This is a genomic window from Shigella sp. FC1967 (genome assembly GCF_001743005.1).
In the GTDB taxonomy this organism is placed as follows: domain Bacteria; phylum Pseudomonadota; class Gammaproteobacteria; order Enterobacterales; family Enterobacteriaceae; genus Proteus.
In genome coordinates, this window is the sequence record NZ_MIIZ01000284.1 from 1 (window position 1) to 248 (window position 248).

Sequence of the window (248 nt, forward strand, 5' to 3'; positions counted from 1 at the left end):
ACTGAAGGCCAGCTTCACGGGCAGCATCTGCCAGTGCCTGGACTCGACCATGATATTGGAAACCGGAACGGTCAAATGATACTACTTTGATACCTTTTTCCAGAGCGCGTTCAGCAACAATTTTACCAACTACCGCTGCTGCTTCTTTGTTTCCAGTGTTTTTCAGTTGCTCAATGATAGCTTTTTCTGTAGTAGAAGCGGCCACCAAAGTTTCAGAACCGTTTGGTGCAATAACCTGCGCATAAATA

At 45.6% G+C, this 248-nt stretch carries 1 protein-coding gene; it reads right to left on the bottom strand.

The window, feature by feature from the left end; genetic code table 11:
• On the bottom strand, positions 1 to 248 hold a 248-nt coding region (gene rplR, locus BHE89_RS02575), incomplete at both ends, for a 50S ribosomal protein L18 (RefSeq protein WP_128860285.1).